23 protein-coding genes and 1 rRNA gene are annotated in these 21,112 nt (G+C 66.5%); 22 read left to right on the top strand and 2 right to left on the bottom strand.

The genetic code is table 11. The annotated features are described in order from the left end of the window. The 7 genes from rrf to recN form a co-directional block, all read left to right on the top strand. Positions 1-87 (top strand): 5S ribosomal RNA (gene rrf, locus ACGFK1_RS32700); the annotation flags it as partial. Positions 88-281: 194 nt separating this feature from the next. Beyond that, positions 282-1,082 carry a tetratricopeptide repeat protein gene (locus tag ACGFK1_RS32695; protein WP_393439902.1) on the top strand — a complete coding sequence of 267 codons (801 nt, stop codon included), beginning with the start codon at positions 282-284 and terminating at the stop codon, positions 1,080-1,082. 2 nt (positions 1,083-1,084) lie between these two features. After that, positions 1,085-2,107, top strand: a complete 1,023-nt coding sequence (locus ACGFK1_RS32690; RefSeq protein WP_393439884.1) for an HAD-IIA family hydrolase — start codon at positions 1,085-1,087, stop codon at positions 2,105-2,107. A gap of 8 nt (positions 2,108-2,115) precedes the next feature. Beyond that, positions 2,116-2,301 carry a hypothetical protein gene (locus ACGFK1_RS32685; RefSeq protein ID WP_393439881.1) on the top strand — a complete coding sequence of 62 codons (186 nt, stop codon included), beginning with the start codon at positions 2,116-2,118 and terminating at the stop codon, positions 2,299-2,301. A gap of 6 nt (positions 2,302-2,307) precedes the next feature. Then, positions 2,308-3,117: a TlyA family RNA methyltransferase gene (locus tag ACGFK1_RS32680; protein ID WP_393439878.1), complete on the top strand. Its 810-nt coding sequence runs from the start codon at positions 2,308-2,310 to the stop codon at positions 3,115-3,117. Beyond that, positions 3,114-4,037 (top strand): NAD kinase, encoded by a 924-nt coding sequence (locus ACGFK1_RS32675; RefSeq protein WP_393439875.1) that lies wholly within the window; start codon positions 3,114-3,116, stop codon positions 4,035-4,037. Before ACGFK1_RS32680 ends, ACGFK1_RS32675 begins: the two co-directional genes overlap by 4 nt. Then, positions 4,037-5,791 (top strand): DNA repair protein RecN, encoded by a 1,755-nt coding sequence (recN, locus tag ACGFK1_RS32670; protein ID WP_393439899.1) that lies wholly within the window; start codon positions 4,037-4,039, stop codon positions 5,789-5,791. Before ACGFK1_RS32675 ends, recN begins: the two co-directional genes overlap by 1 nt. Here recN and ACGFK1_RS32665 read toward each other — a convergent pair. Further along, positions 5,788-6,366 (bottom strand): TetR/AcrR family transcriptional regulator, encoded by a 579-nt coding sequence (locus ACGFK1_RS32665; protein WP_393439872.1) that lies wholly within the window; start codon positions 6,364-6,366, stop codon positions 5,788-5,790. The two genes, recN and ACGFK1_RS32665, sit on opposite strands and share 4 nt — an antisense overlap. A gap of 31 nt (positions 6,367-6,397) precedes the next feature. On the opposite strand from ACGFK1_RS32665, the gene ACGFK1_RS32660 reads away from it, so the two are divergent. The 9 genes from ACGFK1_RS32660 (at position 6,398) to xerD (ending at position 14,986) form a co-directional block, all read left to right on the top strand. After that, positions 6,398-6,781 carry a VOC family protein gene (locus ACGFK1_RS32660; protein ID WP_393439869.1) on the top strand — a complete coding sequence of 128 codons (384 nt, stop codon included), beginning with the start codon at positions 6,398-6,400 and terminating at the stop codon, positions 6,779-6,781. 98 nt (positions 6,782-6,879) lie between these two features. Next, on the top strand, positions 6,880-8,064 hold the full coding sequence (steA, locus tag ACGFK1_RS32655) for a putative cytokinetic ring protein SteA (protein ID WP_393439866.1): 1,185 nt from the start codon (positions 6,880-6,882) through the stop codon (positions 8,062-8,064). A gap of 9 nt (positions 8,065-8,073) precedes the next feature. Then, positions 8,074-9,015, top strand: coding sequence for a copper transporter (locus ACGFK1_RS32650; RefSeq protein ID WP_393439863.1), 942 nt, complete (start codon positions 8,074-8,076; stop codon positions 9,013-9,015). A gap of 257 nt (positions 9,016-9,272) precedes the next feature. After that, positions 9,273-9,989, top strand: a complete 717-nt coding sequence (locus tag ACGFK1_RS32645) for a DivIVA domain-containing protein (protein ID WP_393439896.1) — start codon at positions 9,273-9,275, stop codon at positions 9,987-9,989. Positions 9,990-10,102: 113 nt separating this feature from the next. Next, positions 10,103-10,990, top strand: a complete 888-nt coding sequence (locus ACGFK1_RS32640) for a DUF732 domain-containing protein (RefSeq protein WP_393439860.1) — start codon at positions 10,103-10,105, stop codon at positions 10,988-10,990. 24 nt (positions 10,991-11,014) lie between these two features. Further along, positions 11,015-11,401: a nitroreductase family deazaflavin-dependent oxidoreductase gene (locus ACGFK1_RS32635; protein WP_393439857.1), complete on the top strand. Its 387-nt coding sequence runs from the start codon at positions 11,015-11,017 to the stop codon at positions 11,399-11,401. A 264-nt stretch (positions 11,402-11,665) separates the two neighbouring features. Continuing rightward, complete coding sequence (locus ACGFK1_RS32630) at positions 11,666-13,429, top strand: CTP synthase (RefSeq protein WP_393439854.1); 1,764 nt, start codon at positions 11,666-11,668, stop codon at positions 13,427-13,429. Then, entirely contained in the window at positions 13,422-14,042 is a 621-nt protein-coding gene (locus ACGFK1_RS32625; protein WP_393439851.1) for an NUDIX domain-containing protein, read from the top strand. The genes ACGFK1_RS32630 and ACGFK1_RS32625 overlap by 8 nt, the downstream gene beginning before the upstream one ends. Continuing rightward, positions 14,039-14,986 (top strand): site-specific tyrosine recombinase XerD, encoded by a 948-nt coding sequence (xerD, locus tag ACGFK1_RS32620; RefSeq protein ID WP_393439848.1) that lies wholly within the window; start codon positions 14,039-14,041, stop codon positions 14,984-14,986. Before ACGFK1_RS32625 ends, xerD begins: the two co-directional genes overlap by 4 nt. A gap of 5 nt (positions 14,987-14,991) precedes the next feature. Here the strand turns inward: xerD and ACGFK1_RS32615 are convergent, their stop codons facing one another. After that, positions 14,992-15,747, bottom strand: coding sequence for an O-methyltransferase (locus ACGFK1_RS32615; RefSeq protein WP_393439845.1), 756 nt, complete (start codon positions 15,745-15,747; stop codon positions 14,992-14,994). 139 nt (positions 15,748-15,886) lie between these two features. Between ACGFK1_RS32615 and ACGFK1_RS32610 the strand changes: the two genes are divergently transcribed. The 6 genes from ACGFK1_RS32610 to der are packed head-to-tail and all read left to right on the top strand — an operon-like array spanning position 15,887 to position 21,108. After that, on the top strand, positions 15,887-16,747 hold the full coding sequence (locus tag ACGFK1_RS32610) for a ParA family protein (protein ID WP_393439842.1): 861 nt from the start codon (positions 15,887-15,889) through the stop codon (positions 16,745-16,747). Then, positions 16,744-17,571, top strand: coding sequence for a segregation/condensation protein A (locus ACGFK1_RS32605; protein WP_393439839.1), 828 nt, complete (start codon positions 16,744-16,746; stop codon positions 17,569-17,571). The genes ACGFK1_RS32610 and ACGFK1_RS32605 overlap by 4 nt, the downstream gene beginning before the upstream one ends. Beyond that, positions 17,564-18,280 carry an SMC-Scp complex subunit ScpB gene (scpB, locus tag ACGFK1_RS32600; RefSeq protein ID WP_393439836.1) on the top strand — a complete coding sequence of 239 codons (717 nt, stop codon included), beginning with the start codon at positions 17,564-17,566 and terminating at the stop codon, positions 18,278-18,280. Before ACGFK1_RS32605 ends, scpB begins: the two co-directional genes overlap by 8 nt. 1 nt (position 18,281) lies before the next feature. Beyond that, positions 18,282-19,025: a pseudouridine synthase gene (locus tag ACGFK1_RS32595; protein ID WP_393439833.1), complete on the top strand. Its 744-nt coding sequence runs from the start codon at positions 18,282-18,284 to the stop codon at positions 19,023-19,025. After that, positions 19,022-19,708 carry a (d)CMP kinase gene (gene cmk, locus ACGFK1_RS32590; RefSeq protein WP_393439830.1) on the top strand — a complete coding sequence of 229 codons (687 nt, stop codon included), beginning with the start codon at positions 19,022-19,024 and terminating at the stop codon, positions 19,706-19,708. The genes ACGFK1_RS32595 and cmk overlap by 4 nt, the downstream gene beginning before the upstream one ends. Further along, the gene (gene der / locus ACGFK1_RS32585) at positions 19,705-21,108 is read left to right on the top strand and encodes a ribosome biogenesis GTPase Der (RefSeq protein WP_393439827.1); all 1,404 of its coding nucleotides are present in this window, start codon (positions 19,705-19,707) and stop codon (positions 21,106-21,108) included. Before cmk ends, der begins: the two co-directional genes overlap by 4 nt. The last annotated feature ends 4 nt before the right edge of the window (positions 21,109-21,112 follow it).

Below are 21,112 nucleotides of genomic sequence, written 5' to 3'. Positions count from 1 at the left end.
CCCGGACCCATCCCGAACCCGGAAGCTAAGCCTGCCAGCGCCGATGATACTACCCAACACGGGTGGAAAAGTAGGACACCGCCGAACACAAATTAGGAATTGCCCCCCACACTTCGTGGGGGGCAATTCTATTTAGTATTCGCGAATGCGAATTGCGATTCCGCAAACGGCGGAATTGTCGCCGAATCGGTCGCGCCGTATCCTTTTGCGGGGCGGTTCGTGAAGGCAGGAAGGCAGCAGTGGGCGAGGACAGGCAGGGCCGAAGCGACGATCGGCGTCCCATTCGGTCCCCCAAGCGTGCCGCCGGCTCGAACGGTCCACGGCGCGGACAGCGGACCGACCGGCAGGCGCCGCGATCGTCCGGGCCCAATCGGGCGCGCAATGCTCAACCCGAACACGGCGAGGGCGAAGCGCCGCGACCGCAAGGGCCGCCGATTCCCGCGGAGATCGAAGCCAAGCAACTCTCACCCGAAATCCGGGGCGAGCTAACCACTTTGGATCGCTCGACCGCCGATGTGGTGGCCCGGCATCTGGTGGCGGCCGGCGAACTCCTCGAGGACGATCCACAAGCCGCGCTGGCGCATGCGCGCGCCGCGCGCGCTCGATCCGGGCGCATCGCCGCGGTGCGCGAGGCGGTTGGCATCGCCGCCTACCACTGCGGAGACTGGGCTCAAGCACTGGCGGAACTGCGCGCGGCACGCCGGATGGGCAGCAGGTCGCCGCTGCTGCCGTTGATCGCCGACTGCGAACGTGGCGTCGGGCGTCCCGAGCGCGCCATCGAGCTCGCCCGCGGTCCAGAAGCCGCACAACTCACCGGCGACGACGCCGACGAACTGCGCATCGTCGTGGCGGGCGCGCGCGCCGATCTGGGCCAGCACGAGCAAGCCCTCGCCATGTTGTCGACTCCGAAACTCGATCCGACCCGCACGGGCCAGACCGCCGCTCGGCTGTTCTACGCGTATGCCGAGACGCTGCTCGCGCTCGGCCGCAACCAGGACGCGCTGCAATGGTTCATCCATGCCGCGGCCGCCGACGTCGAGGGCGTCACCGATGCCGAAGAGCGCATCACGGAGCTTTCCTGATCGTGAGTACCCTTGCGCAGGACCATGATTGCTTACTTCTAGATCTCGACGGCACCGTCTTCCGCGGCCACGAAGCCACCCCAGGAGCCGTTGAGACGCTGAAGGTAGTCCGCTCCCGCATTCTGTTCGTCACCAATAATGCTTCGCGCGGACCCGCCGAAGTCGCACAGCACCTGTGCGCGATGGGCTTCACCGCCGGCCCGGACGACGTCGTCACCAGCGCCCAAGGTGCGGCGCATCTGCTGCAACAGCAGTTGCAGCCCGGCGCGGCGGTGTTGATCGTCGGCACCGAGTCACTTGCGGCCGAGGTGCGCAGGGTCGGCCTCACACCGGTCCGGCAATGGGCGGACGATCCTGTCGCCGTCGTCCAAGGACATTCGCCTCAGACTTCGTGGCCCGATCTCGCGGAGGCAGCGCTGGCCATCCGCGCCGGCGCTCTGTGGGTAGCCGCGAACGTCGACAAGACACTGCCCTCCGAGCGCGGGTTGCTGCCGGGAAACGGTGCGATGGTCGCCGCCCTGCGTGCGGCCACCGATACCAAGCCGCAGGTGGCCGGGAAGCCCGAGCCGACACTGTTGATGGATGCGTTGGCGCGCGGCAAGTTTCGCAGCCCGCTTGTCGTCGGCGACCGTCTCGACACCGATATCGCGGGTGCCAACGCCGCCGGGCTGCCCAGCCTGCACGTGCTGAGCGGCGTCAGCACGGCCGCCGACACCGTGCGTGCGGCGGTGGGACAGCGCGCCAACTACATCGCCGAGGACCTCCGCGCGCTCGACGCGCGCGCCGACTCACTTCGCATCGGACCGCATCCGGCGTGGTACGTCGACGTAGGCCCGACAGCGGTGACGGTGCAGTCCACGGGACGCGATCCCGGCGACCCGCTGTCGGTGGTTCGCGCCACCGCCAACGCGGTGTGGAGTGCTCAAGTCGACGGCAGCCGTGTCGTATTGACGGCGGGCGACGACATGGCGCGACAGGCCATGGACCGCTGGTCCCTGCTCGGTCCGCCGAATCGGCTAGCGTAAACACCGAAATGAGTACCGACCCCGACCAGATCCGCGCCCAGATCGCCGAGTTGCTGGCAGACGTGCCCGATCCCGCCCAGGAGGGCTCTGGCTTCGATCAGCTGGCCGATTCGGATATCGAGGCCGTCGCGGCGCGGCTCGAAGAGGCCCACGACCTGCTGGTGCATGCGTTGGAATCCGTCGAGAAGGGTTAACCGCTCGTGACGCGGCGCGCTCGTGTGGACGCCGAGCTGGTGAGGCGCGGCCTTGCGCGTTCCCGCCAGCAGGCCGCCGAGTTGATCGGCGCCGGGCGGGTCTCCATCGACGGCATGCCCGCGGCCAAACCAGCCACCGCGATCGCGGTCACGGCGTCCCTTCGGGTCGAGGGCGCTGACGAGCGGACCTGGGCATCGCGCGGCGCGCACAAGCTGATCGGTGCCTTGGATGCGTTCGCATTGCCGGTCGACAACCGGCGCTGTCTGGACGCGGGCGCGTCAACGGGAGGTTTCACCGAAGTGCTGCTTGACCGGGGTGCCCGGGAGGTGGTCGCCGCCGACGTCGGCTACGGCCAGTTGGCCTGGTCCTTGCGCAACGACCCGCGCGTGCACGTACTCGAACGCACCAACGTCCGTGACCTGACCTCCGAGGCGATCGGGGGGCCGGTCGACCTGGTGGTTGCCGATTTGTCGTTCATCTCGCTGTCCACCGTGCTGCCGGCGCTGACCGCCTGCGCCTCAGCAGAGGCGGATATCGTTCCTATGGTGAAGCCGCAGTTTGAGGTTGGTAAGGACCGGGTCGGAGCGGGCGGGGTGGTCTCAGACCCCGAACTGCGCGCGGAGGCGGTGCGCACCGTCGCGGACAAGGCCGCCCAGCTCCAATGGCATACCGTCGGCGTCACGGCCAGCCCACTGCCAGGGCCGTCCGGCAACGTCGAATACTTCCTGCACCTGCGCGCCATGGCCGACGCCCCGCTGCGGGGCGACGCGCTTGCGCACGCGATCCACCAAGCCGTCGCGGAGGGGCCGCAATGACCTGTGAACGCAACATCCTGCTGGTGGTGCACACGGGCCGCGACGAGGCCACCGATGTCGCGCGGCGTGTGGAAAAGGTGTTGGGCGACAACGGTATTGGGCTGCGACTACTTTCCGCGGAAGCTGTCGACCGCGGGCCGCTGCGTCTGGCGCCCGACGACATGCGTGCCCTCGGTGTCGACATCGAGGTGGTCGACGCCGACGAACGCGCCGCCGAGGGTTGTGAACTGGTGCTGGTGCTCGGCGGCGACGGCACGTTTCTGCGCGCCGCCGAACTCGCACGCAACGTCGAGATTCCGGTGTTGGGCGTGAACCTCGGCCGCATCGGTTTCCTGGCCGAGGCGGAGGCCGATCACATCGACACAGTGCTCGAGCACGTCGTCAAGCGCGACTACCGCGTCGAGGAGCGGATGACCCTCGACGTCGTGGTGCGCGCCCACGGTGAGATCGTCGAGCGCGGTTGGGCGCTCAACGAGGCCAGCCTGGAGAAGGGACCTCGGCTGGGCGTGCTTGGCGCGGTCCTCGAGGTCGACGGCAGGCCGGTGTCGTCGTTCGGCTGCGATGGCGTGTTGGTCGCAACGCCGACCGGGTCCACCGCATGGGCGTTCTCCGCCGGCGGACCGATCGTGTGGCCGGACCTGGACGCAATCATTGTGGTGCCCAACAACGCTCACGCACTGTTCGCCCGGCCGATGGTCACCAGTCCGGACGCCGCGATCGCCATCGAGGTGGAGGCGTCCGGCCACGACGCGCTGGTGTTCTGCGACGGTCGCCGCGAGATGACCGTCCCTGCCGGCGGCCGGTTGGAGGTGACGCGCTGCGGTACCCCACTGAAGTGGGTACGGCTGGACAGCGCGCCGTTCACCGACCGCCTGGTGCGCAAGTTCCGGTTACCAGTCAAAGGGTGGCGCGGGCAGTAGTGCTATCCGAAATCCGTATCGAGTCACTCGGTGCCATCAGCACCGCGACCGCCGAGTTCGATCGCGGGTTCACCGTGTTGACCGGTGAGACCGGTACGGGCAAGACGATGGTGGTCACCGGCCTGCATCTGCTTGGCGGCGCGCGCGCCGACGCCACCCGCGTACGCTCGGGCGCCGGTCGTGCGGTGGTCGAAGGCCGGTTCAGCACAACTGAACTCGGCGACGGCGTGGCGGCCAGGATCGACGACATCCTGGAGTCCTCGGGCGCAGAGCGCGACGATGACGGCAGTGTCATCGCCGCGCGATCCGTCAGCCGCGACGGTCCGTCAAGGGCCTACCTCGGTGGCCGCAGCGTGCCCGCCAAGTCGCTCAGCACGTTCACCAACGAACTGCTCGCCCTGCACGGTCAGAACGACCAACTGCGGTTGATGCGACCGGAAGAACAACGCGCGGCCCTCGACCGATCCGTCGACGTCGAATCGCAATTGAAACGCTATCGGCGGGTGCGCGGCGACTGGCTGGACGCCCGTCGCGACCTGGCCGACCGTAAGCAACGCGCCCGCGAGTTGGCGCAGGAAGCCGACCGGCTCAAGTTCGGGCTCAACGAAATCGACGCCGTCGCACCGGAACCCGGCGAGGACGAGGCCCTCGTCCTCGACATCAGGCGGCTGTCGGAACTCGACGCGCTGCGCGAGGCTGCGCAGTCGGCACGCGCCGCACTCTCGGGATTGGACGACGATCCGTCGGGCGCGTCGGCCGCCAACAGCGTGGGGCATGCGAAGTCGGTCCTCGAGGCCACCGATGATTCGACGCTGCGCGCGCTGTCCGAACAACTGGCCGGCGCGTTGGCCGTATTGAGTGACGTCTCGACCGAACTCGGCGACTATCTGGCCGGACTGCCCAGCGACGCAAGCACTCTGGAGACCAAGTTGGCCCGGCAGAGCGAGTTGCGCACCCTGACCCGCAAGTACGCGGCAGACATCGACGGTGTGTTGACGTGGGCGGCGGAGTCGCGAGAACGCCTCGAACTGCTTGACGTCTCCGAGGAGGCGCTCACCGAACTCGAGCGGCGTGTCGGTGAACTCGAAAGCAAAGTCGTCAGTGCGGCAACGGACCTCACCAAGTCGCGGGCCAAGGCCGCGAAGAGCCTCGCGAAGGCGGTCACCGCCGAACTGGCGGGCCTGGCGATGGCCGACGCGGAGTTCACCGTGACGGTCGCAGCCCTGCCAGCCCGCACCGACGATTCCGCGCCGCTGACTCTGCCGAACGGAGTCACCGTGCACGCCGGCCAGGACGGTGTCGACGCCGTCGAGTTCGGCTTCGCCGCACACCGCGGCACCGACGTGTTGCCGTTGAGCAAGAGCGCCTCCGGTGGCGAACTGTCGCGGGTCATGCTGGCCCTTGAGGTGGTGCTGGCGGCGTCGGCGGAAGGCACGACGATGGTGTTCGACGAGGTGGATGCCGGTGTGGGTGGACGCGCGGCGGTGCAGATCGGTCGTCGGCTGGCCAGATTGGCCCGCACGCATCAGGTCATCGTCGTGACGCATCTGCCTCAGGTCGCCGCCCACGCCGACGTTCACTTGATGATCGACAGTGCCGGCGGGCGCACCAAATCGAGCGGGGTGCGCCGCCTCGACGATGACGAGCGTGTCGCCGAACTCGCACGGATGCTCGCTGGGTTGGGGGAGTCTGACAGCGGCCGCGCGCACGCAAGGGAGTTGCTGGACGCGGCGCAGAACGACCGATCGGACTAGCGGCCGAGCACGGTGTCCATCAAGCGCGTGACGAACTCCGCGTCCGGCGCATCCACCGTGATCAACCGCCGGTAGAACATCGCGCCCGCCAGCGCAACGGAGGCCACGTCGGGGTCGATGCGGGACGGGAGTTCGCCGGCCTCGACGCCGGCCGCGATCGTGGCGGTCAACCTTTGCCGCCTGCGCCTCGAATAGCCGCGCAGGAAGTCCCGAACCGCGGGTTCCGTGTCGGCGGCGTGCACCAGCGCAGGCACACACGCCGACAACGGCGAATTGTGCAGGGCCTCGACCAAATGCTCGAGAATCAGCGCGACTCCTGCGCGCGCGTCGCCATCGGAGAACTCGGGCGCGGGGTCAGGCTGCACATTGAGCGTCTCGAGCGCGTCGGCGATCAACGCGGCCTTGTTCGGCCAGTGCCGGTACACCGTGCTTCGGCCGACGCCGGCGATGGCCGCTACCGACTCCATCCGGAAGCCGCGGTAGCCCGCCGTCGCGAACTCGTCGAGCGCAGCGCGCAGGATGACGCGACGCGACTCCTCGATGCGCGGGTCGAGGCGGTGCATCTTTTGGGACACTTCTGTATCATAACTTCTAGGAGGTGTAATGATGACCGAATTCAGCGTTCGCTACATCGTCGAGGATGTCGATGCGGCAGCGGACTTCTACACACGTCACCTTCACTTCGATGTGGTCATGAAACCCGGTCCGGGGTTTGCGATGCTGCGCAAAGATGACCTGCGCCTGCTGTTGAACACTCCGGGCGGCGGCGGTGGTGCCGGCCAGACGCTGTCCGACGGTTCGACGCCGCAACCGGGCGGGTGGAACCGCTTCCAAGTGCAGGTCGAGGACCTGGATGCCGCGGTGGCCGAACTCACGGAGGCGGGCGTCGCGTTCCGCGGTGACACGATCACTGGCCGGGGCGGGAAACAAGCCCTGGCAATGGATCCGTCGGGCAACCTCGTCGAGTTGTTCGAGGCGTATCAGGGCTGACACGACACTGTTGCACTTGTGACAAAAGGTGCTTCTGGGGCTGATGTTACGGCGCGCCTCCGACACCGCCGGATATCGGCCGAACAGAATGAGCCCCTATGAAGATGTCAGCGCTGCTCTCCCGTTCTGCCAACTCACGGCCGGGCATCACCGGCACCGCCCGAGTTGACCGCGACATCGATCGGCTGCTTCGGCGAGTCACCCCCGGCGACATCGTCGTCATCGACGCACTGGATCTCGACCGGATCACCGCCGACGCGCTCGTCGAGGCCAACGTCGCGGCGGTCATCAACGCGTCGCCGTCGATCTCCGGCCGATATCCGAACCTGGGCCCCGAGGTGCTCGTCGCCAACGGCGTCACGCTGATCGACGAGACCGGCCCCGAGGTCTTCAAGAAAGTGAAGGACGGTGCCCGCGTGCGACTGCACGAGGGCGGGGTGTACGCCGGAGATCGGCAACTGATTCTCGGTACCGAGCGCACCGACCTCGAGATCCACGAATTGATGCACGAGGCCAAGAGCGGCCTTGTCGCACACCTCGAGGCGTTCGCGGGCAACACGATCGAGTTCATCCGCAGTGAGTCTCCGTTGCTGATCGACGGCATCGGCATCCCCGACATCGATGTCGACGTCAACCGCCGACACGTGGTGATCGTCGCCGAGGACCTCAGCGCGGCGGCCGACTTGAAGGCGCTCAAGCCGTTCATCAAGGAGTACCAGCCGGTCCTGGTCGGGGTCGGCGTCGGCGCCGACGTCCTACGCAAGGCCGGCTACCGACCACAGCTGATCGTCGGTGACCCCGACAAGATCAGCGCCGAGACGTTGCGCTGCGGGGCGCAGGTGGTGCTGCCCGCCGACGCCGACGGCCACGCGGCAGGGCTGGAACGCATCCAGGATCTGGGCGTCGGCGCGATGACGTTCCCCGCCGCGGGGTCCGCTGCTGACCTGGCCCTGCTGTTGTGTGATCACCACGGCGCATCGCTGATCGTCACCGCAGGCCACTCAGCCAGCATCGAGGAGTTCTTCGACCGGTCACGCCAGCAGAGCAACCCGTCGACCTTTTTGACCCGGCTCAAGGTCGGCGAAAAGCTGGTGGACGCCAAGGCAGTTGCCACGCTGTACCGCAGCCGGGTGTCCGGCGGAGCGATCGCGCTTCTGGTACTCGCCATGCTGATCGCGGTGATCGCGGCGCTGTGGGTGTCGCGTGCCGACGCCGCGGTGCTCGACTGGGTCGCCGACTACTGGAATCGGTTCTCGCTCTGGGTCCAGGGCTTGGTTGCCTAGGGAGCTCTCATGATTTCCCTCCGCACGCATGCGATTTCCCTCGCTGCCGTGTTTCTGGCGCTGGCGGTCGGTGTGGCGCTCGGATCGGGTCTGCTGTCCAACACATTGCTGTCCGGGCTGCGTGACGACAAACATCAGCTGCAGAACCAGATCAACACGCTCACCGACGACAAGAACGCACTGAACGAAAAGCTCAACGCCGCAGGTGAGTTCGACGCTCAGATGTCGCCGAGGATTCTGCACGACGTGTTGCAGACCAAGTCGGTGGTGGTGTTTCGCACACCCGACGCCGACGACGATGATGTCGACGCACTGACCCGAATGGTCGGACAAGCCGGCGGCACGGTCACCGGCACCGTCGCGTTGACGCAGGAGTTCGTCGATGCGAACTCCGCAGAGAAGCTGCTGTCGGTGGTGAATTCGCCGATCGTGCCCGCCGGAACGCAATTGAGCACCAAGTCGGTGGATCAGGGATCGCAGGCCGGTGATTTGTTGGGCATCGCGCTGCTGGTCAACAGGGATCCGAAGGTGCAGGCGGTCGACGACGCTCAGCGCGACACCGTACTCACGGCGCTGCGCGACACCGGTTTCGTGACGTACGGCACTCAGCGCATCGGGGCCGCCAACACCGCGCTGATCGTCACCGGCGGGGGACTGGGCGACGGTGCGGGCAATCAGGGTGCCACGGTTGCGCGCTTCGCAGCGGGGCTTGCTCCCCATGGCTCGGGCACCGTGATCGCCGGCCGGGACGGGTCGGCGTCCGGCACCGCCGCCGTCGCGGTGACGAGGTCGGACGCCGGACTGAGCAGCGCGGTGAGCACAATCGACGACGTAAACGCCGAGCCCGGCCGGATCACCACCGTGCTTGCGCTGAGCGATCTGATCAGTGGCGGACGGCCCGGCCAGTACGGCGTCGGCCAGGGCGCCGCATCGGTGACCCTGCCCCAATAGCCCGCCTGCCCGCTCACCGAAGACGCGGGTCGCCCACTGGGCATATGGCCGTCAAAGGGGCTGCCCAGCGTCGAGGACTCGAAACCGCCTCTCAGACAGCACTATTCGTACTGTCGGGCCGCAAATCGACACAGTTTCTCGTGCGATCGCCTGAGGCCACGAGGTGACGTCATCGGGTCATCACATGCCCGTGCAATACTCGGTTGCGGGTCGGCCTCGCGGGGTATACCAGGCGTTTTCAGGAGGGGAATTCTGCAGTGATAATCGAACCCGCAAAGACGTTTTCTCGCACATTCAGGGGCTACGATGCGGCCGCGGTGGACGCCTACATCGAGGCATCGACCACCAAACAGCGGTTGCTGATGAACGATGTCGAAAGCTTGAGAGCGCGGCTGAAGGAACGCGACGACGAGGCCACCGCGTTGCGGAAGGAAGTCGCGACCCTCACGGATACCTCACCGGCACCCCAGGCAGTGCAACAGCGCATGGCAAAGATGCTGCGGCGGGCGGTCGACGAAATCGCCGAGATGCAGTCAGAAGCGCGCGCCGAGGCGGATGCGCTGATCACGGCGGCCAAGGACGAGGTCGATGCCGAGCGACGCACGCACGAGGAAGTGTTGGCGGATCTGGTCGCGAAGCGGACCGCCTTGACGGCAGAGAATGAGGCAACCAAGAAGGAGCTCGACGCCGAACTGGCCCGGATGCGTGCCGCAACCCGAACCGAGATCGAGGAGGCGTCGCAGGACGCCCAGCAGGAGCGCGAACAACTTCTCGCCGACGCGAAACAAGAAGCCGACTATTACCGTGAGCAGGCCTGGCGGGCGGTGAACGACGCACATGAGCAACGAATCAAGGTCCTGGAACAACTGATGGGCGTGTACCGCGACCTAGAAGCGGTTCCGGCGGCTCTTGAGTCGGCTTACCAGGAAGCAAAGAATGCCACGCAACCCAGCGTCGCGGCGCAACTGGACTGATCCGTTGCGGGCGAGCGACGATCGCACCGCCTGCGGCATCCTGCGAGCCAGAATGGGGTGATGCTTCGTCTCGACCCAGCTGTCGCCTGGTTACCGCTCGAGGTTCCGTCAACGTGACTTGCCCGTATTGCCAGGCACCTGTGGGCGAGGGCGGCGTGTGCGACAAGTGCGGACCGGCACAGAAAGACGTCACGCTGTCGGGTTGGCGGCCCGACCCGACCGGACGCCATGAAGGTCGGTATTACGTTGGGGGGCGGCCGACCAGCCGGGTCCGCAACGGGCGAGCACAAGCCAGCGACCCTACCGGCGGCGCCATGCTCCCGGACTACGTCGACCTTCCGGCACCCAACAAGCTCAGCATCCGATCAACCTGGCTAGGCACCGGGGCAGTCGTGGCGATCATCGTCATGCTGGCGCTGGTGTGGTGGGCGATGCGTGTATCGCATCGGCCTCAGTCGCCGCCTCCCGAGGAGCTCTATCTGTCAGTGCTGCACGATGCTGGGCTGGCGGGGCAATTCAACTCGGATGCCAACGCGGTCGCCCACGGCAAGCAGGTCTGCCGCGCGCTCGACGACGGCGGACCGCAACAAGGGTCGCCCGCCGACAAGATCGCAGTCGACGCCTTCTGTCCGCGATTCACCAGCGGTTTCCACATCTTCGAAACTGTCACCGCTACAGGGACATTCGTGCTGACCGCGGCTGGCCCCGACGCGCTGGTCAGCTCGATCGCCTCAGATGGGTCGTCCTGTCACGGAGTCAACGGGTACGCCGACATCAATGGCGACACTCAAGTCATCGTGCGCAACGGCCACGGCGACATCCTGAGCACGACCGCATTGGGCCAGGGCCATGGCGACGATCAGACCTGCACCTTCTCGTTCCGCTTTCCGGTCACGGAAGCCCAGGACCGCTATGTCGTCTCGGTCAGCCATCGTGGCGACTTCGTCTACACCTTCGATCAGCTAGCACATCAAGGCGTACACATTCGCCTTGGCGGCTAGTCACGTTGTGGAAAAGGGGCTTTCATGCGAATGCCGCGTACCGTCGCAAATTTCAACCGCCGTGTCACTAATCCAGCGGCTCGTTCGATCACACCGTGGCTTCCCGGTCTAGGGACACTTGAACATGTCGGACGTAAGTCCGGCAATCCATATCGAACACCTCTGTTGGTTTTCAAGACCCGAGACGGCTTCGTCATTCTCATCGGCTACGGGGTGAAGTCGGACTGGCTCAAGAACGTATTAGCGGGAGGCCCGACGGTACTGCACAAGCGGGGCCAGGTTGTCCATTTGGCCAGCCCGCGGCTCGTGAGTAAGGCTGAGGGTGCGAACCTCGTCACACCGGCATTCCGACTGTTCTATCGCCTGTTCCCTTACGACGAAGCAGCGTTGGTGTTGACGAAGACCGCGTAAACGCGGGTCTGCCCGGAACGGGCCTGGTCGCCGGCCGGGACGGCTGTGCGGCGGGTACCGCGGTCGTGGCGGTGGCCAGGTCGGACGCTGGGCCGAGCAGCGCCGTGAGCACCGGCCAGGGCGCGGCATCGGTAACCGGGCCGCAGTGAACGCGGATGGCGTGTCAGCACCGGCTTGTCGGCGTCGGTGTTAGGGTGGGGTTCCGTGGGTCGGCAGGCCCCAGCTAGTTCAGCGATCCCCTGCCCGTCGTCACGGAGGTTGCTCTTGCCAGCGTTACGCAAGCACCCGCAAACCGCCACCAAACACCTCTTCGTAACGGGCGGCGTGGTTTCTTCTCTCGGTAAGGGCCTGACGGCGTCCAGCCTCGGCCAGTTACTCACCGCGCGGGGCTTGCAGGTCACGATGCAGAAGCTGGACCCCTATCTCAACGTCGACCCCGGCACCATGAACCCGTTCCAGCACGGCGAGGTCTTCGTCACCGAGGACGGCGCCGAGACCGATCTCGATGTCGGGCACTACGAGCGCTTCCTGGATCGCAATCTTTCCGGCTCGGCCAATGTGACGACGGGACAGGTCTATTCGTCGGTGATCGCGAAGGAGCGCCGCGGCGAATACCTCGGCGACACCGTCCAGGTCATCCCACACATCACCGACGAGATCAAGAGCCGGATCCTGGCAATGGCCGCAGCGGACGCCGAGGGTCACCGGCCCGACGTCGTGATCACCGAGATCGGCGGCACCGTCGGCGACATCGAATCGCTGCCCTTCCTGGAAGCCGCCCGCCAGGTGCGCCACGAGGTCGGCCGGGAGAACTGCTTCTTCCTGCACTGCTCGCTGGTGCCCTATATGGCGCCGTCGGGTGAGCTGAAGACCAAACCGACGCAACACTCCGTGGCCGCCCTGCGCAGCATCGGTATCACGCCCGACGCGCTGATCCTGCGCTGCGACCGCGACGTGCCCGAACCGCTGAAGAACAAGATCGCGCTGATGTGCGACGTCGACATCGACGGCGTCATCTCCACTCCGGACGCACCGTCGATCTACGACATCCCCAAGGTGCTGCACCGCGAGGAGCTCGACGCCTATGTGGTGCGTCGGCTGAATCTGCCGTTCCGCGACGTCGACTGGACCCAGTGGAACGACCTGCTGCAGCGGGTACACGAACCGCACGAAACCGTGCGGATCGCGTTGGTGGGCAAATACATCGACCTGTCCGATGCCTATCTGTCGGTGGCAGAGGCACTGCGGGCAGGCGGCTTCAAGCATCGCGCCAAGGTCGAGATGCGCTGGGTGGCTTCAGACGACTGCGAAACCGAGAGCGGTGCCGCCGCCGCGCTCAACGATGTGCACGGCGTGCTGATCCCCGGCGGGTTCGGCATCCGCGGCATCGAGGGCAAGATCGGCGCCATCACCCACGCGCGTAAGCGGGGGTTGCCGGTACTGGGGCTGTGCCTTGGGCTGCAGTGCATTGTGATCGAGGCGGCCCGAACGGTTGGCCTCACCGAAGCCAACTCCGCCGAGTTCGACCCCAAGACACCGGATCCCGTCATCTCCACGATGGCCGACCAGCGCGACGCGGTGGCAGGCGAAGCCGATCTCGGCGGCACCATGCGACTGGGTGCCTATCCGGCCGTGCTCGAATCGGGATCGATTGTGGCGCAGGCCTATCAGGCCACCGAAGTGTCCGAGCGGCACCGCCACCGCTACGAGGTGAACAACGAGTACCGCGACCGTATCGCCGAAAGTGGGCTGAAGTTCTCCGGCACCTCACCGGACGGACATCTGGTGGAGTTCGTCGAGTACGCCGCCGACGTTCATCCGTTCATCGTCGGCACCCAAGCGCACCCGGAACTCAAGAGCAGGCCCACCCGGCCGCATCCGCTGTTCGTCGCGTTCATCGGTGCGTCGCTGAACTACAAAGCCGAGGAACGGTTGCCGGGCATGGATATTCCGGAGCAGCGTGCGAATGGCGTCGAGCATCACGACAACGGCACGCAACTGCTGCAAGAGCCTGCGGCCCGTGGCTGACCACGAGTTCGAGACAGTCACCAGCGAAACAATCTATGTCGGTCAGATTTTCGCGCTGCGCACCGACCAGGTGCGAATGCCGCAAGGCAACATCGCGCGACGGGAAGTCATAGAGCACTACGGTGCCGTGGCTGTTGTCGCGCTGGACGCGGGCAACAACGTCGTCATGGTCTACCAGTACCGGCATCCGGTCGGCCGCCGACTATGGGAACTGCCCGCCGGTCTGCTCGATCTCGGTGGTGAACCGCCGCACCTCTCCGCCGCCCGCGAACTCAGGGAAGAGGCCGGACTCGAGGCGGCCGAGTGGCGCGTTTTGGTCGACCTCGTCACGGCGCCCGGATTCAGCGACGAATGTGTACGCGTCTACCTCGCGACCGGCATCACCGACGTCGGCCGTCCAGAGGCTCATGACGAGGAGGCCGACCTGCAGGTGGATTGGGTCCCTCTGGAACAGGCCAGACGCATGGTGTTGAACGGCGAAATCGTCAATTCCATTGCGATAGCGGGCATCCTCGCTGCCCACGATGTCGAGGACCCGGCCACGCTTCGGCCCGTGGACGCGCCATGGATCGACAGGTCGAAGGCGTTCGCGGCGCGCCAGGCGGACAAATGACCGCGTTCCGCTGCGCGCTCGATGATCAACTGCAGGGCTATCTCGACCACCTCACCATCGAGCGCGGCGTCGCGGCCAACACCCTCAGTTCCTATCGCCGGGACTTGCGCCGGTACTCCGAGCACCTGACCGAGCGGGGCATAGACGATCTCGCGAAAGTCACCGAGGCCGATGTCAGCGACTTTCTGGTATCCCTTCGCCGCGGCGATCCGGAGACGAAAATCACGCCGCTGTCGGCGGTTTCAGCGGCGCGTGCGGTGGTGGCCGTGCGGGGCCTGCACCGCTTCGCCGCCTCCGAAGGGCTCACGGCGGTCGACGTGGCGCGGGAGGTCAAGCCACCGACCCCGAGCCGGCGACTGCCCAAGAGCCTGTCCATCGACGAGGTGCTTGCCCTGCTCGAAGGCGCGGGCGGCGACGGCGAGGCCGACGGGCCGCTGACGCTGCGCAACCGGGCCCTGCTCGAACTGCTGTACTCGACAGGCGCGCGCATATCAGAGGCGGTCGGTCTCGACATCGACGACATCGACACCCAAGCCCGCTCGGCGTTGTTGCGCGGTAAGGGTGGCAAGCAGCGACTGGTCCCGGTCGGCAGGCCAGCCGTCAGCGCGCTCGACGCCTACCTGGTGCGCGGCCGCCCCGACCTGGCCCGCCGCGGCCGCGGGACGCCCGCGATCTTCCTCAATGCCCGCGGCGGACGGTTGTCACGACAAAGTGCCTGGCAGGTGCTGCAGGACGCCGCCGAGCGGGCCGGAATCAAGGCCGCGGTCTCACCCCACGTGCTTCGGCACTCCTTCGCGACGCATCTGCTCGAGGGCGGCGCCGACGTCCGGGTGGTGCAGGAGTTGCTCGGACATGCTTCGGTCACGACGACGCAGATCTACACCATGGTCACCGTGCATGCGCTGCGTGAAGTGTGGGCGGGCGCCCACCCGCGGGCGACGTGATCCTGTCAGTCGACCAGGTACTCCGACTCCAGGACAAGATCGGGCATCAGCGATTGGTACTCGCCGTGCGTCTTGTGCTCGATGGTGTCGAAGAGGCTGCCCTGCTGCTGGTTCATGAATTCGCGGTACTTGGGTGAGCCTGGAAGCAGGATGTTGTCTGCGACGACGATCGAGCCCCGGTGCAGCCAGCTCCTCTCGAGGATGCTCTGCAGGTCCGGTAGGTAGGCGCTCTTGTCGTGATCGATGAACACCAGGTCCAGCTTGCGAGCGGCGAAGCCGTGTTCGTTGGCCAGCGCGTCGAGGGTCACGCCGCCGTCGCCGATGGTGCCCACCACACATGTGACCCGGTCGGCGATGCCAGCGTGTGCCCAAATACGCTGCGCCACTTTGGCATTGGCCGCTGACAGCTCGACAGAGAACACCCTGGCGGACGGCGCCGCACGAGCGATTCGCAGCGAACCGTAGCCGCAGTAGGTGCCCAACTCCAGCGCCAGGCCGGGGTGGGCCCGGCGGACCGCGGCATCCAGCAACTCACCCTTCTCATCGCCGACGTTGATCAGGAACGACTTCTCGTAGGCGAACTGGTCGACCTTGGCGATCACGTCGTCGATGTCACCCCTGCGTGCGTTGGCGACGACGTAGTCAGCGGCGGCGGCTTCGCGTCCGTCACCGATCTGGCCGGTCTTGGTGATGTTGTGGGCGCCCATCGCGAGCCGCCAGAACGACCAGCGCAGGAACGGCAACCGCCGCTTGAGGCTCATAGCCGTCAGCGTATTCGGACGATTCGGCTGATTGGGCTCGACGTTGCCTGCGGGTCTGCCAGTCCAGGCAGTCACCGCCCGTTAAACTTGCCCGGATGTTCGGAATGCCTTCTGCGTGCCTGACCAGCGACGGTCCGGCATGACCGACGAAGCAGAAGGGTCCGAACTGGGCCTGACCGGTCGGCTACCGAGAACCATTCCAGAGCCGAAGCCGAAGAACGTGCACGGCCCGGCCAAGGTCATCGCGATGTGCAACCAGAAAGGCGGCGTCGGAAAGACGACGTCGACCATCAACCTCGGCGCGAGCCTCGCGGAATACGGTCGCCGGGTGCTGCTGGTCGACCTCGATCCGCAGGGAGCGTTGTCGGCCGGGCTGGGCGTGCCGCACTACGAACTCGAGAACACGGTGCACAACCTGCTGGTCGAGCCACGGGTGTCGATCGACAACGTGCTGATCCACACCCGGGTGCCGGGCATGGACCTGGTGCCCAGCAACATCGACCTGTCGGCCGCCGAGATCCAACTGGTCAACGAGGTCGGCCGCGAGCAGTCGCTGGCCCGTGCGCTGTATCCGGTGCTCGACCGCTACGACTACGTGCTGATTGACTGCCAACCGTCGCTGGGCCTGCTCACGGTGAACGGGCTGGCGTGCAGCGACGGCGTGATCATCCCGACCGAATGCGAGTACTTCTCGCTGCGTGGCCTAGCACTGCTGACCGACACCGTGGACAAGGTGCACGACCGGCTCAACCCGAAGTTGTCCATCAGCGGCATCCTGATCACCCGTTACGACCCTCGCACCGTCAATTCCCGCGAAGTGATGGCCCGCGTGTTGGAGCGGTTCGGCGATCTAGTGTTCGACACGGTCATCACCCGCACGGTGCGGTTCCCCGAAACCAGTGTGGCGGGTGAGCCGATCACCACCTGGGCACCGAAATCCGGTGGGGCCGAAGCGTACCGGTCGTTGGCGCGCGAGGTCATCGACCGGTTCGGCGCGTGAACGACGTCCAGTCAGCGCCGCAGGAGCAGACCGAGCAGAGCGGTTTCCAGGTCCGGCTGAGCAATTTCGAGGGTCCGTTCGACCTGCTGCTGCAACTGATCTTCGCGCACCGCCTGGACGTGACCGAGGTCGCGCTGCATCAAGTGACCGACGACTTCATCGCCTACACCAAGGCGATCGGTCCGCAGTTGGAGTTGGAGGAGACGACGGCGTTCCTCGTCGTCGCGGCCACGCTGTTGGACCTCAAAGCCGCGCGGTTGCTTCCCGCCGGTGAGGTGCACGACGAGGACGACCTGGCGCTGCTCGAGGTCCGTGATCTGCTGTTCGCGCGGTTGCTGCAGTACCGGGCGTTCAAACACGTCGCGGAGATGTTCGCCGAGCTCGAGGCCGCGGCGCTGCGCAGCTACCCGCGGGCGGTGGCGTTGGAGAAGCGCTACGAGCAACTGCTGCCCGAGGTCATGCTGGGCGTCGACGCCGAGAACTTCGCGCAGATAGCCGCCGCGGCGTTCACCCCGCGCCCGGTGCCGACTGTGGGCACCGACCACCTGCACCAGGTCGTCGTTTCGGTGCCCGAGCAGGTGAGCAATCTGATGAACCTGCTGGAAACCCGGGGCATCGGGCAATGGGCGTCGTTCGCCGAGCTGGTGGCCGACTGTGGCGCGCCGATCGAGATCGTTGGCCGATTCCTGGCGCTGCTCGAGCTCTACCGGGCGCGGGCGGTAGCATTCGAGCAACCAGAACCGCTTGGTGTGCTCCAGATTTCGTGGACCGGCGAACGGCCCACCAACGAACACCTGGCGGCGGAAGTAGACCAATATGACTGACGATTTGCCGGCCGAAGCCGCCGCGGACCCTCCGACCGATCTCGATTTGGGTATCGACGTCGCGACCGCACCCGAGCTGGACGTCTCCGAACTCGGCGCGGCGCTCGAGGCGCTGCTGTTGGTGGTGGACACCCCGGCGACGGTCGATCAGTTGGCCGCTGCGACAGACCAGCCGGCGTACCGGGTGGCGACCAGGCTGCAGACGATGGCCGAGGAGCTCGCGGCCAGAGACAGCGGCATCGATCTGCGGGAGGCCGGCGGTGGCTGGCGGATGTACACGCGGGCACGGTTCGCTCCGTACGTCGAGCGGCTGTTGCTCGACGGTGCCAGGTCCAAGCTGACCCGCGCGGCGCTGGAGACGTTGGCGGTGGTGGCCTACCGCCAACCGGTGACGCGCGCGCGGGTGAGCGCGGTGCGTGGCGTCAATGTCGACGCGGTGATGCGCACGCTGCTGGCGCGCGGACTGATCACCGAAGCCGGCGTGGATCCCGATAGCGGGGCGGTGACGTTCGCGACCACCGAACTGTTCCTGGAGCGGCTGGGATTGACGTCGCTGGCCGATTTGCCGGACATCGCGCCGCTGCTGCCCGATGTCGACGTGATCGACGATCTGAGCGAAACACTGGCCGAGGAGCCGCGTTTCATGAAGCTCAACGGCGCGGCGCCCGCCGGTGGCGAACCCATGTCATTCGACGTAGACCAGGAGTGAGATGGCTGACTCCGAAGGCGTGCGTCTGCAAAAAGTGTTGTCGCAGGCCGGAATTGCATCGCGCCGCGTCGCCGAGAAGATGATCCTCGACGGCCGGGTCGAGGTCGACGACAGGATCGTCACCGAGCTCGGCACGCGAGTGGATCCGGACGTGTCGGTGATCCGCGTCGACGGGGCCCGCGTTACGCTCGACGACACCTTGGTACATCTGGCGATCAACAAGCCGCGCGGTATGCATTCGACAATGAGCGACGATCGTGGCAGGCCGTGCATCGGTGACCTGGTCGAGCACCGAGTGCGCGGCAACAAGAAGCTGTTCCACGTCGGGCGGCTCGACGCCGACACCGAGGGGCTGATGCTGTTGACCAACGACGGCGAACTGGCGCACCGATTGATGCATCCCTCGTTCGAGGTACCCAAGACGTATGTGGCGACGGTCGACGGTGCGGTGCGGCGGGGACTGGGCCGCACGCTGCGCGACGGCATCGAACTCGACGACGGGGTCGCACGAGTCGATGATTTCGCGTTGGTCGACAAGGTGCCCGGTAAGACGTTGGTCCGCGTGACATTGCACGAAGGGCGCAAGCGGATCGTGCGCAGGATGCTGGCGGCGGTCGGCCATCCCGTGCTGGAACTGGTGCGCACTGACATCGGATCGGTGTCTCTCGGTGATCAGCGGCCAGGCAGTATCCGGGTGCTGAGCCGCAAGGAGGTAGGGGAGTTGTACAAGGCGGTGGGCCTGTGAGCTCCTCGCTGGTGGTCGCCGTCGACGGGCCCGCCGGAACTGGAAAGTCCTCTGTGTCAAGAGGTTTGGCTCGGTCACTGGACGCACGCTATCTGGACACCGGTGCCATGTACCGGATCGTGACGCTTGCGGTGTTGCGTGCCGGCGTCGATCTGGACGATGTCGATGCCATCGCCGCGGCGGCGGCCGACGTCGACCTCGCCGTCGGCTACGATCCGGACGCGGACCGCTCTTACCTTGCCGGAGAGGATGTTTCGACCGAGATCCGCGGCGACGAGGTGACGAAGGCGGTGTCGGCGGTGTCGGCGGTGCCCGCGGTGCGGGTGCGGCTGGTCGAGATGCAGCGTGAGTTGGCGGTCGGTCAGGGCAGCGTCGTGGTCGAGGGCCGCGACATCGGCACGGTGGTGCTGCCCGACGCCGACGTCAAGATCTTCCTCACCGCGTCGGCCGAAGAACGGGCGCGACGGCGCAACGAGCAGAACATCGCCTCTGGGCTGCCCGACGACTACGAGGCGGTGCTGGCCGACGTCAAACGGCGCGATCATCTGGACTCGACGCGGAAGGTATCACCGTTGCGGGCCGCCGAAGATGCGCTCATCGTCGACACCAGCGATATGACCGAATCTCAAGTGGTGGCCCATCTGCTCGACCTCGTCAAGCAGCGGGCCGGGGCGCCGCGATGAGTGACGACACGTGGAGCGACGAAACCGATTGGGAACTGGGCGCCGAAGAGGTCGCCGAGGCCATCGAGGAGGCCGCGGCGCCGCCGCCGGTGGTTGCTGTCGTCGGCCGCCCGAACGTCGGCAAATCGACACTGGTCAACCGCATCCTTGGCCGTCGCGAGGCGGTCGTTCAGGATGTGCCGGGGGTGACGCGCGACCGGGTTTCCTACGACGCGCTGTGGAGCGGCAGGCGTTTCGTCGTGCAGGACACCGGCGGGTGGGAGCCGGACGCAAAGGGCTTGCAGCAGTTGGTCGCCGAGCAGGCCTCGGTCGCCATGCGCACCGCGGACGCAATCATCTTCGTCGTCGATTCGACGGTCGGGGCCACGACGGCCGACGAGGCGGCGGCCCGGCTGCTGCAACGCTCGGGCAAGCCAGTCTTCTTGGCCGCCAACAAGGTTGACAGCGAACGCGGTGAAGCCGACGCGGCGGAGTTGTGGTCACTGGGACTCGGCGAGCCGCATCCCGTCAGTGCGATGCACGGTCGCGGGGTGGCCGACCTGCTCGACAAGGTGACCGAGTCGCTGCCCGCCGTCTCGGAGATGGCCTCGGGCGGAGGAGGTCCGCGCCGAGTCGCGTTGATCGGCAAGCCCAATGTGGGCAAGAGCTCGCTGCTGAACAGGCTGGCTGGTGACGAGCGGTCGGTGGTGCACGACGTGGCGGGCACGACGGTCGATCCGGTGGACTCGCTGATCGAGATGGACGGCAAGCTATGGCGTTTCGTCGACACAGCGGGATTGCGCCGCAAGGTCGGTCAAGCCAGCGGTCACGAGTTCTACGCCTCGGTGCGCACGCATGGCGCGATCGACGCCGCGGAGGTGGCGATCGTGTTGATCGATGCATCGCAGCCGTTGACCGAGCAGGACCAGCGGGTGTTGTCGATGGTGATCGAGGCGGGCCGGGCGTTGGTGCTGGCGTTCAACAAGTGGGACTTGGTCGACGAGGACCGGCGCTATCTGCTGGACCGCGAGGTCGACCTGCAGCTCTCCCAATTGCAGTGGGCGCCGCGGGTGAACATCTCGGCGAAGACGGGCCGCGCGGTGCAGAAGCTGGTGCCCGCGCTGGAGACGTCGCTGGCGTCGTGGGACACCCGCGTGCCCACCGGACGGCTGAACACTTTCTTCAAGGAGGTGGTGGCGGCCACACCGCCACCGGTCCGTGGAGGTAAGCAACCGCGAATTCTGTTCGCCACTCAGGCCACTGCGCGGCCACCCACGTTTGTGTTGTTCACCACAGGTTTTCTCGAGGCCGGCTATCGGCGCTTCCTTGAGCGGCGGTTACGCGAAACGTTTGGGTTCGAGGGCAGCCCGATCCGGATCAACGTCAGGGTGCGGGAAAAGAGAGGCGCTAAGTCTCGATAGGGTT

It is taken from the genome of Mycobacterium sp. NPDC048908 (assembly GCF_043197955.1).
GTDB lineage: Bacteria > Actinomycetota > Actinomycetes > Mycobacteriales > Mycobacteriaceae > Mycobacterium.
Note: the sequence above shows the minus strand (reverse complement) of the source record. Positions and strands in the feature narration are given on the sequence as shown.